Below are 9,808 nucleotides of genomic sequence, written 5' to 3' on the forward strand. Positions count from 1 at the left end.
GCGTCAGCGCGCCTCGATCACGCTCGGACCGTTCGCCAGCGCCCGCACGGTGAGCTGTGCGGGGATCTGCTCCTGCATGGCCTCCACGTGACTGATCACCCCCACCGTGCGACCGCCCTGGCGCAGTTCGTCGAGTGTGCGCATGGCGATGTCGAGCGTGTCGCCGTCGAGTGAGCCGAAGCCCTCGTCGATGAACAGCGTGTCGAGGCGGATCCCTCCGGCGCGCGCTGTGACGACCTCGGCGAGTCCGAGCGCGAGGGCGAGCGACGTGAGGAACGTCTCGCCGCCGGACAGCGACTGCGGAGGTCGGGTCTGGCCGGTGAAGGCGTCGGCCACCACGATCCCGAGGCCCGACGCGGCCCCTCGCGCCGCCAGTGCGTCGGAGTGGCGCAGCTGGTAACGCCCCTCCGACATGTCGTGCAGGCGACGGTTGGCCGCCTCGACGATCTCCTCCAGCTCCGCGGCGAGCACGAAGGTCTCGAGCGTCATCTTGCGGGTGTTCGCGCCGCGCCCGGCGATCGTGTCGGCGAGGTTCTTCAGCACCTCGAACTCCGCCGCGTCCTCGGCCGTGCGCGCGTGCTCGTCCGCGGCCGCGGCGAGGAGTCCGGACAACCGGGCGGCGTCTCCAGCGGCGACGGTCGCGGCGTCGACGGCGGCCGACCAGAGCGCCCGGGCCTCGCTCGACACGCGTTCCGCGGCCGCGGTGTCGATCGGCTCCTCGGGCAGCGTCTTCAGCTCGAGGTCGAACAGGATCTCCCGTTCCTTCTCCCGCTGCACCGTGTGCTGAGTGATGCGGGCGTCGAGCGCCTCCTGCTCCGCCGACGAGCGCAGAGCCTCCTCCGCATCCGAGACCTCGGCGAACACCGACGCGAGCAGCGCGGCATCGCGCTCCCGGTCGGCCTCGACGACCGCCCTCTCTCGACGAGAGCGCTCCGCGCGCGCGTCCGCCAGCCGCCGGGCGACCTCGGTGCGGGCGGTGGTCTCGGCGATCCGCTCGGCGACCGATGCCGCGTCGCCACGGGCCTGCGCGATCTGCTCGTCCGCGTCGCCGTTCCGTTGCACCAGCAGCGCCAGGTGCTCGCGCGCCTGGGCCAGCGCCGCTGCGGCCGTCGCGACCTCGGAGTCCTGACGCTCCTTCCGAGCCAGAAGATCGGCGCGCACGGCCTCGAGCTCTGCCGCTCGCTGCTCCGCCTCGACCGCGGCGGTGTGCTCGTCCTCGGCGGTCCGGTACTCGCGCTCGGCGCGCTCAGGATCGCGTCCGTCGGCCTTCGCCGTCGCGGCCGCGAGCTCGGCACGGAGCCCGGCGCACGTGTCGCCGGCGGCGCGCTCCCCCGCCGCCGCCGCGTCGCGGGCGGACTCGGCCAGGGCGATGTCGTCGACCGAGACGGGGTCGGTGTGGGTGGCCGGCGCGGGATGCTCCGTCGAGCCGCAGACGGCGCAGGCCTCACCCTCCACCAGGGCCGTGGCGAGCTCCCCCGCCATCCCGTCCATGCGGCGCTGGCGCAGCTGCGCGAGCCGGGACTGCGCCGTCGCGTGCTCCGAGGTCACCCGTGCGAGCTCGGCCTCCGCTGCGTCGCACGCCGCGGCGAGACGCTCGGCCGTCCTGGCGGCATCCCACCGGTCCTTCGCGGCGAGCAGTGCGGCCTCCCGCCCCGGTCGCCCCGCGGCGAGGTCTCTGGCGGCGGCACGCTCCGCCTCCACCTCGGCGAGCTGGACCGGAAGGGCGTCGCGCTCGGTCTCGGCCGTCTCGACCCGCGCCTGCGCCGAGGCCGCATCGGCCTCCGCGGCCCGCTGCTCGGCGTCGCGCTCGGTCGCGTGCCGCTCCAGCACGACCGCGCGTTCCCACCCGCCGATCTCGCGCAGGCGCTCGGTGACCCACGCCTCCAGGTCGTCCACCTCGATGCCGTACGCCGTCCACTCCTCCGCGGCGCGCGATTCGCCTGCAACAGCCTCCGCCAGGGCCTCCCGCGCGCGAGCCGCGGCCGCGATGGTCGGTCGCAGCGCCTCAGCGGCACGTGCGTTCCCGAGCTCGACCCTGGCCTCCGCGATCCGGGGCTCCTCGGCGTCGAGGCGGGCGAGGGCCGCGCGTGCCCTGTCGCGCTCGACCTGGGCACGGCGATCCTCCCGCCGCGCCGCCAGCGCCGCGTCCGCCTCCGCCGACCGCCGCTCGGCGTCGGCACGCTCCGAGACCCGACGCTCGGAGCGGTACTCGGCGCGAGCGAGTGCGCGCCCGAGCGCGTCGAGCCGATCCTGCACAGTGGGCGTCGTCGCGGTCTCCGTCGTTTCGCCGCCGATGTCCTCACCGCCGCCGTTCTCCCCGCCCAGGCCCGCGTCCGTCACCAGGCGCTCGGCCTCCTCGAGTCGCGCGACGACCGTCGCCAGCCGCGAACCCAGCGCCTGCTCGGCCTGTCGCCGCCGCTCGTCGAAGCGCGCCTGCACGTCTTCGAAGCGCTCGGTGCCGAACAGCCGCCGCAGCAGCGACTGCCGGTCCCGGCTTCCGGCCAGCAGGAACTCCGAGAACCGGTTCTGCGCGAGCAGGATCACCTGCAGGAACTGCTCCCGGCTCAGCTGGAGGATCTCATCGAGCTCCTGTGCCACATCGACGGCGCGCGCCGCTCGGCCGACCCACCCCGATGCGGTCGACTCCTCGAGCGAGACGGCTGCGGCCTGCTTCGTCATGCCCCCACCGCGGCGCGCGGGGCGGAGGTACTCCGGCGACCGGGTCACACGGTAGCGGCCGGACGGCGTGCTGAACTCGACCACCACTTCCGACGGGTCGTCCGGCTCGCAGTGGTCGCTGCGCAACCGCTTCTCGCCACCCTCGTACCGGGGCACCCCGCCGTACAAGCCGAAGCATACGGCGTCGAGGATGCTCGACTTCCCGGCGCCCGTGCGACCGGCGATCAGGAAGATGCCGTCGTCGGCGAACGCGTCGAAGTCGACGATCTGGCGTGCGCGGAAGGGTCCGAATCCCTCGACCTCCAGGCGGTGCAGACGCATCTAGACGAGAGCCTCCGCTCGGACGCGGTCGTCGAGCACCTCGCGGATCAGCTCGCGCTCGACCTCTGTCGCGCCCTGCCCGGCGCGCACGTGCTCAAGGAAGGCCCCGATCCGGTCGGCGTCGGTGACCGCGGAGCGCAGGCGCTGTGCGTACGAGTGCTCCTCCGTCTCACCCGTGACGATCGGCTGGTGCTGCACCATGGCGCAGTGCGGGTACGCCTCGCGAAGTCGTCGCATGGGCTCGGACTGCGGCACGGCATCGGTGTACACCGCGCACACCCAGTCGTCGGCATGGGCGGTGACGTTCTCCGTGGACAGGATCTCCGCGAAGCTGCCGGTGAGCGTGACGAGACGCCGCGGCACCGGCAGCTCCCGCCACTCGACCCGGGCGAGCCCGTCGGCGTCGAGGTCCACGAGCCAGGACCCTCGGGGCTTGTGCTGCTCGCCGAAGCTGTAGTGCAGGGGCGCTCCGGCGTACCGCACGCGCTCGCTCACCTGCTGCCGCCCGTGGATGTGGCCGAGCGCCACGTAGTCGGGGCCGTCGAACACGCTCAGCGGCACGACATCGAGGCCGCCCTGGCGCACCTCGCGCTCCAGGCCCTCGGTGGGCTCGACACCCGCGGCGAAGCAGTGGGCGATCGCGACGGAGCGCCCGTCGTGCTCCTGCATCCCCGCCCGGACGAGATGCATCGCATGGGCCATGGTCTGTGCCTGCGTGCGCAGCTGCCGCCCGTCGGCGTCACCCTCCGGCCAGTGCTGCCGCACGATGGCGGGCTCGAGGTACGGGATGCCGAAGAAGTGCACGGGGCCGTGGTCGTCGGCGATCGTGACGGGCCGCCCGATCGCGAGCGGATCCGTCAGCACATGGATGCCGTCGCGCAGCAGCCGCGACTGGAAGCCGAGTCGCGCCGCCGAGTCGTGGTTGCCGCTGGTCACGATGACCCGCGCGCCCGTGGCGTGCAGCGCCACCAGCGCGTCGCCGAGGAGCGTGTACGCCGCGGCGGACGGCGTCGCCGAATCGAAGACGTCGCCCGCGACGACCACAACGTCGACCCCCTCCTGCTCGACCTGGACGGTCAGGGCGGCGAGCACCTCGGCGAGCGCCTCCAGCGTGGAGTTGCCGTGGAAGGTCCGGCCGATGTGCCAGTCCGAGGTGTGCAGGATCCGCATACTCACACCGTACGAACGACCTCCGACATTCGGTCTGAGGCCCGCCGCGGGCAGCCGAGCCGGCCGGAGGAAGCACGACCGTGCACGTAACACGGCGTCATACTCGCGCCTCAGCGGCGGCGGAGGACTCCGGCTCGCTCGGGGTGCGCGGCGAACCACTCCGCCACGTACCAGCAGACCGCGTCGACCGTGCGGTCGCCCCGCTCCTCGATGTCGGCGACCGCGCCGTCGACCACGATTCCCGCGTAGCCATGGCCGCGGAAAGTCGGCACCGTGAAGGCGCGGGTCAGGGCGATCGTGTGGCCGTCGTCGCGATAGTCCAGCACGCTGACCAGCTTCCCGTCGCGCGTGAGCGTATACCGCGATGCGTCCTTCTCGTCGGTCAGGATGAAGCCGCCGACGGTGTGCGAGATCGTCATCCGTGCCACGTTACGCCCCTCCGCCACGCCCGGGCGTTTTGACATGCGTCGTCACGATCGGACATAATCCCCCCATGACCACCAACGCACGCCCTTTGTCCGCCCAGGAGGCGAACGGGACTGCCGGGATGATGATGCCCGGTCGCGTTGGCATGTGTTGCCGAATGTGTCGCTGAACGAACAGCCACCCCGCCTGACCTGACTCCTCGCCATCTGCGGGAGCAGCGTCTCGAGCATCCACCCTTGCTCGCTTCCCGGCTCCGCCGGTCATTCATGCAACGCATCCGAGCCCCCGTCGCTTCGGGCTCACGTCTTGAGGACTCCATCATCATGTCGAACTCCGCCCTTCTCGAGCGTCCCGCCACCACCGCCCCCGTCCGCACCGTCCACCCCGGCAGCGACTCCGCCGCCACCGCCGGTGCCGACCTCCCCGCCGTCCGCTCTCCGCGCGGCTTCGCCCTCTACGTCGGCCTTGACGAGATCAAGGCAGCGGAAGCCGGCGTCAGCCTCCCGCTCCTCGTCGACGCCCTCCGCCGCACCCTCGCCGAGCTCGCGCCCGGCGCCGAGACGCACGCGACCGTCGCCCTCGCCCCGCACGGCTCGGGTGGCCGCGACCTGGACGTCGTCCGGCTCGCCCTCCAGGAGCCCGGCGCGATCGCCAGGACCAAGGCCGCAGCCGAAGAGGAGACGGTGCCGGAGGAGACCGGGGTCACCGTCGACATCTCCCGCAAGCGCGTCCTGATCGACGGCGAGTCCGCCGCCTTCACGTACAAGGAGTTCGAGCTACTGCAGTACCTCGTGCTCCGCGAGGGCCGCACGATCGAGCGCAGCGAGCTGGTCTCCGCCCTGTGGCAGGCGCAGGACGACGAGGCCCCCGGCGAGCGCACGATCGACGTGCACGTGCGGCGGCTGCGGGCCAAGCTCGGCCGCTACGAGGACATCGTCCGGACGGTCCGCGGCATCGGCTACCGGTTCGATCGCCACGCCGACGTCGTCATCCGCTACGGCCACGGCACCCCCTCGCCCGACCGCTTCTGAGAGCACGCCCGCGCGGCTCGGCCATCGTGCCGAGCACGGCCCCCGCGGGCCGCGGCGCACGCCGGGAGCCGATGTCAGGAGCGCCGCGTAGGGTGGGCGCATGACCCTCACCGCCCCGTCAGCGCCCCCTGCGGCCGTGCCGGCGGACCTGCGGCGGGAGACCACCTACCGTCCGCCGCATCCGCTCGACCTCCGTCGCACGGTGGGGATGCTGCGCCGCGGTGGCACCGACCCGACCACCGTGTTCGACGGTCACGTCATCTGGCGCGCGGTGCGCACTCCGCAGGGCCCGTCCACGCTCGCGCTGCGCCTGGCGGGGAACGCCGTGACGGCGACCGCATGGGGTCCGGGCGCCGACCACGCCCTGTCCCTCGTCCCCGCGCTCTGCGGCGCGACCGACGACCCCACCGGGTTCGACCCGTCGCACCACCCCCTCGTCGCCGAAGCCGCCCGGCGCAACCCCGGCATCCGGCTCGCCCGCACCGACGAGGTGTTCGACGCGCTCGCCTGCGCGATCCTGGAGCAGAAGGTTACCTCGATGCAGGCGTTCGGCGCGTGGCGCTACCTGGTCTCGCGCTACGGCGACCGCGCACCCGGCCCCACCCCGCGCCCGATGGCCGTCGCGCCGACCGCCGAGCAGTGGCGGCGCATCCCGTCGTGGGCGTGGCACCGCGCGGGCGTCGAACCCCCGCAGTCCAAGACGATCGTGCGCGCCGCCGAACGCGGCGACCGCATCGCGCGGGCCGTGCAGGCGGCGGAGACAGGAGCGGACCGCGACCGCGTGCTCACGAGCCTGCCCGGCGTGGGCGTGTGGACCGCGGCCGAGACGAGGATCCGCGCGCTGGGCGACCCGGATGCGGTCAGCGTGGGCGACTACCATCTCGCGCACGAGGTCGGCCACGCCCTCGCGGGTCATCGCACGGACGACGCGGGGATGATCGAGCTGCTGGAGCCGTGGTCCGGCCACCGCCAGCGCGTGATCCGGCTCATCTTCGCGAGCGGCCTGGTCGAACCGCGACGCGGACCCCGGCTCGCCCCCGAGGACCACCGTCGCCGCTGAACCGCGATACGGCCGCACGCCCACGGGGCGCCGGGACGTATGCTGAGGCCATGTCCCGCGCCGCGCTCCGGATCACCGTCACCCTCGGCCTGCTGATCGTCGGCGTGGTCGTCGGTCTCATCTTCCAGAACGTGTGGCTCGGGGTGCTGCTCGCCGCGATCGTCTGGCTCGGGTGGTTCCTGGGCTACGAGTCGCGCCGCGGCCACAACGCCGGCGTGAACGACGAAGACCACGGCATCGAGCTCTAGTAGTACACCGCGAGGGGACCGGAGGGTCCCTCGACCACCCGCACCTCGGTGTCGAACACGCGGGTCAGCACGTCGTCGGTCATGATCTGCGCGGGCGGGCCGAACTCCACCACCCGCCCGTCCTTCATGGCGCAGATGTGGTCGGCGTAGTGACCGGCGAAGTTGATGTCGTGCAGCACGATGACGATCGTGCGCCCCAGCTCCTCGGCCGCCCGCCGCAGGTGCTTCATCATCTGCACCGCGTGCCGCATGTCAAGGTTGTTGAGGGGCTCGTCGAGCAGCACGACCTCCGTGTCCTGCGCGAGCACCATCGCCACGTAGGCCCGCTGTCGCTGCCCTCCGGAGAGCTCGTCGAGGTAGCGCCCCTCCAGCGCGCCGAGGTCGAGGAAGTCGATCGCCTGGGTGATGACCTCCTCGTCGTGCCGGTTCAGGCGCCCCTGGGAGTGCGGGAAGCGCCCGAACCCGACGAGCTGGCGGACGGTGAGGCGCGTGACGAAGTGGTTCTCCTGCCGCAGGATCGACACCACCTTCGCCAGGTCCTTCGACTTCGTGGACGCCACATCCAGTCCGGCGATCTCGATGGCGCCGGCGTCCATGCCGTTGAGCCGGCCGATCATCGTCAGCAGCGTGGACTTGCCCGCGCCGTTGGGTCCGATGAGGGCGGTGATGCCGCCCGCGGGGATGCGGAGGTCGACGGGTCCGATCGCGACCTCGCTGCTGTAGTCACGGCGCACGCCGTCGAGTGCGATCACAGTCTGCCCTTTCGGAGGATGACGAGGAGGAACACGGTGCCGCCGACGATCTCGATCAGGATCGACACCATGCCCTGCGCGTAGAACACGTTCTTCATCACGAAGTACGCCCCGGCGAGGATCGAGAACGCGGTGAGCACCGCGACCGGGAAGATCAGCCGATGGTCGTGCGAGTCGGCGAACTGGTAGGCGAGCGTCGCGACGAGGAACCCGAGGAACGTCATCGGACCGACCAGGGCGGTCGAGGTCGCCATGAGCACCGCGACCAGCGTCAGCACGAGGAACTGCTCGCGTCGGTGATCGATCCCGAGGGACCGGGCCGCGTCGGGACCGAGCGCGAGCACGTTGAGCCGACGCGACCGCGACCACAGCAGCAGCGAGGCTCCGGCGACCAGCGGGATCGCGAGAGGGAGGTACGCCGGGTCGGCGTTCGACACGTTGCCGAACAGGCGGGCCGCGAGCACGTCGAACTCGCTCGGCGTCAGCAACCGCTGCATGAACGTGGCGATCGCGCCCAGCCCTCCGCCGATCACGATGCCCACGAGCAGCATGATCTGGAGATTGCCGTAGCGCCCCGAGAGCAACCACCCGTAGAGGACCACGGCGAGGCCCACCATGATCACGACCTGGAGGGCGAACTGTCCCGCCCCCTGGACGGCGACCAGCCCCGCGACGCCGAACAGGTACACGGTGGTGGTCTGCACCACGCGGTAGAGCGACTCGAAGCCCATGATCGACGGCGTGATGATGCGGTTGTTCGTGACGGTCTGGAAGCTCACGGTCGCCACGGCCTGGGCCACGGCGACGACGGCCATCACGACCACGGCGGTCGCGCGGTGCTGGGCGATGCGCCAGAACCCCGGCGTGCCGACGGGCATCGGGTTGTCCCACGCCAGGAGCCCGAACGCGGATCCGGCGGCGATCACGGCGAGCACGACCAGCACCACGACGTAGCGGCGACGCGCGCGCGGCGTCGTGAAGGAACCGGCCGACCGGGTCGTCGCGTCCGGCCGGGACTCCGTCGCCGTCCGCTCAGCCACGACGACGCTGCCTCAGCAGGAGGAGCACGAACACGACCGCCCCGACGACCCCGAGGATCAGCGACACGGGCACCTCGAAGGGCATGATGATCGTGCGGCCGATGATGTCGCACACGGTGACGATCGCGATGCCCAGCAGGCAGACCCAGGGCAGGTTGCTGCGCAGGTCGTCGCCGCGCACCATCGACACGATGTTGGGCACGATCAGCCCGAGGAAGGGCAGGTTGCCGACGACGACCGTCACGACGCCGGTGGTGACGGCGATCAGCACGGTGCCGAGCAGGATCATCCGGTTGTAGTTCACCCCGACGTTCGTCGCGATCTCCTCCCCCAGTCCGGCGATGGTCAGCCGATCGGCGACGAGGAACACGATCACCCCGATGAGCGCGACGATCCACAGCATCTCGTACTGGCCGCGCATGACCGACGTGAAGCTGCCGGCGAACCACACGCCGATGATCTGCAGCGAGTTCGTGACGAGCGCGAGGTAGGTGGTGATCGCGCCGACGACCGCCCCCAGCATGATGCCGACGATGGGGACGATGAGCGAGGACTTGAGCGCCACCCGCCGCAGGAAGGCGAAGAAGACCATCGTGCCGACGAAGGCGGCCAGCACGGCCCCGGCCATGCGCAGCGGCAGGGACGGCTGCGGCACCAGCAGCATCACGGCGAGCAGGCCGAGGCCCGCCCATTCGGTCGTGCCGGTCGTGGTCGGCTCGACGAAGCGGTTCTGGGTGAGCAGTTGCATCACCAGGCCCGCCATCGCCATCGCGGCCCCGGCCAGCACGAGGGCGATCGTGCGGGGCACGCGGGTGATCTGGAACATCTGCGCGCCGTCGTCGGCACCGGCGATGTCGTAGACGCCGGTGACGAGCGAGAGCGCCAGGAGAACCGCGACGACGAGCACCCCGAGGAGCAGCTTCGGGTCGAACAGCCGCGCCGACGATCGCGGCGTCGGGGCGAGGAGAGGAGAGGTCATGGGGGGATGCCGGTGGCGGGGGCCCCACCGCCGGGGCCCCCCCCCCCCCCCCCCCTTTTCGCTCTCTTTTCCCCCCCCTCCTCAAAAGCGTTTCCGAAAACA

Annotated in this window: 9 protein-coding genes; 3 read left to right on the top strand and 6 right to left on the bottom strand. The window is 72.0% G+C overall.

The features are described from left to right. Positions 1-3: 3 nt before the first annotated feature. The 3 genes from ACWGQ1_RS04235 to ACWGQ1_RS04245 form a co-directional block, all read right to left on the bottom strand. A complete protein-coding gene (locus tag ACWGQ1_RS04235; RefSeq protein ID WP_452312423.1) occupies positions 4-3,000 on the bottom strand; it encodes an AAA family ATPase in 2,997 nt (998 codons plus the stop codon). Further along, complete coding sequence (locus ACWGQ1_RS04240; protein WP_247982820.1) at positions 3,001-4,170, bottom strand: exonuclease SbcCD subunit D; 1,170 nt, start codon at positions 4,168-4,170, stop codon at positions 3,001-3,003. It abuts the gene before it with no gap. 110 nt (positions 4,171-4,280) lie between these two features. After that, positions 4,281-4,589, bottom strand: a complete 309-nt coding sequence (locus tag ACWGQ1_RS04245) for a GNAT family N-acetyltransferase (protein ID WP_136030613.1) — start codon at positions 4,587-4,589, stop codon at positions 4,281-4,283. A gap of 330 nt (positions 4,590-4,919) precedes the next feature. Between ACWGQ1_RS04245 and ACWGQ1_RS04250 the strand changes: the two genes are divergently transcribed. From ACWGQ1_RS04250 to ACWGQ1_RS04260, 3 genes are all read left to right on the top strand, one after another. Next, positions 4,920-5,627, top strand: a complete 708-nt coding sequence (locus tag ACWGQ1_RS04250) for a winged helix-turn-helix domain-containing protein (RefSeq protein ID WP_136030611.1) — start codon at positions 4,920-4,922, stop codon at positions 5,625-5,627. A gap of 100 nt (positions 5,628-5,727) precedes the next feature. After that, positions 5,728-6,687 (top strand): DNA-3-methyladenine glycosylase family protein, encoded by a 960-nt coding sequence (locus ACWGQ1_RS04255; RefSeq protein ID WP_136030609.1) that lies wholly within the window; start codon positions 5,728-5,730, stop codon positions 6,685-6,687. 50 nt (positions 6,688-6,737) lie between these two features. Next, the gene (locus ACWGQ1_RS04260; RefSeq protein WP_136030607.1) at positions 6,738-6,935 is read left to right on the top strand and encodes a hypothetical protein; all 198 of its coding nucleotides are present in this window, start codon (positions 6,738-6,740) and stop codon (positions 6,933-6,935) included. On the opposite strand, the gene ACWGQ1_RS04265 is transcribed toward ACWGQ1_RS04260, so the two are convergent. Genes ACWGQ1_RS04265 through ACWGQ1_RS04275 form a run of 3 tightly spaced genes read right to left on the bottom strand, consistent with a single transcriptional unit; the run spans position 6,932 to position 9,706 of the window. Then, positions 6,932-7,687, bottom strand: coding sequence for an ATP-binding cassette domain-containing protein (locus ACWGQ1_RS04265; RefSeq protein WP_452312424.1), 756 nt, complete (start codon positions 7,685-7,687; stop codon positions 6,932-6,934). The genes ACWGQ1_RS04260 and ACWGQ1_RS04265 overlap by 4 nt on opposite strands. Then, positions 7,684-8,727: an iron chelate uptake ABC transporter family permease subunit gene (locus tag ACWGQ1_RS04270; protein WP_136030602.1), complete on the bottom strand. Its 1,044-nt coding sequence runs from the start codon at positions 8,725-8,727 to the stop codon at positions 7,684-7,686. The genes ACWGQ1_RS04265 and ACWGQ1_RS04270 overlap by 4 nt, the downstream gene beginning before the upstream one ends. Then, on the bottom strand, positions 8,720-9,706 hold the full coding sequence (locus ACWGQ1_RS04275; RefSeq protein WP_136036048.1) for an iron chelate uptake ABC transporter family permease subunit: 987 nt from the start codon (positions 9,704-9,706) through the stop codon (positions 8,720-8,722). The genes ACWGQ1_RS04270 and ACWGQ1_RS04275 overlap by 8 nt, the downstream gene beginning before the upstream one ends. Positions 9,707-9,808 lie beyond the last annotated feature (102 nt).

Source organism: Microbacterium sp. NPDC055599, from assembly GCF_053618975.1.

Excerpts from the sequence above, each read along its gene's own strand:
- ACWGQ1_RS04250 (WP_136030611.1), top strand. The coding sequence starts at position 4,920 with ATGTCGAACTCCGCCCTTCTCGAGCGTCCCGCCACCACCGCCCCCGTC.
- ACWGQ1_RS04245 (WP_136030613.1), bottom strand. The coding sequence starts at position 4,589 with ATGACGATCTCGCACACCGTCGGCGGCTTCATCCTGACCGACGAGAAG.
- ACWGQ1_RS04240 (WP_247982820.1), bottom strand. The coding sequence starts at position 4,170 with ATGCGGATCCTGCACACCTCGGACTGGCACATCGGCCGGACCTTCCAC.
- ACWGQ1_RS04235 (WP_452312423.1), bottom strand. The coding sequence starts at position 3,000 with ATGCGTCTGCACCGCCTGGAGGTCGAGGGATTCGGACCCTTCCGCGCA.
- ACWGQ1_RS04260 (WP_136030607.1), top strand. The coding sequence starts at position 6,738 with ATGTCCCGCGCCGCGCTCCGGATCACCGTCACCCTCGGCCTGCTGATC.
- ACWGQ1_RS04275 (WP_136036048.1), bottom strand. The coding sequence starts at position 9,706 with ATGACCTCTCCTCTCCTCGCCCCGACGCCGCGATCGTCGGCGCGGCTG.
- ACWGQ1_RS04255 (WP_136030609.1), top strand. The coding sequence starts at position 5,728 with ATGACCCTCACCGCCCCGTCAGCGCCCCCTGCGGCCGTGCCGGCGGAC.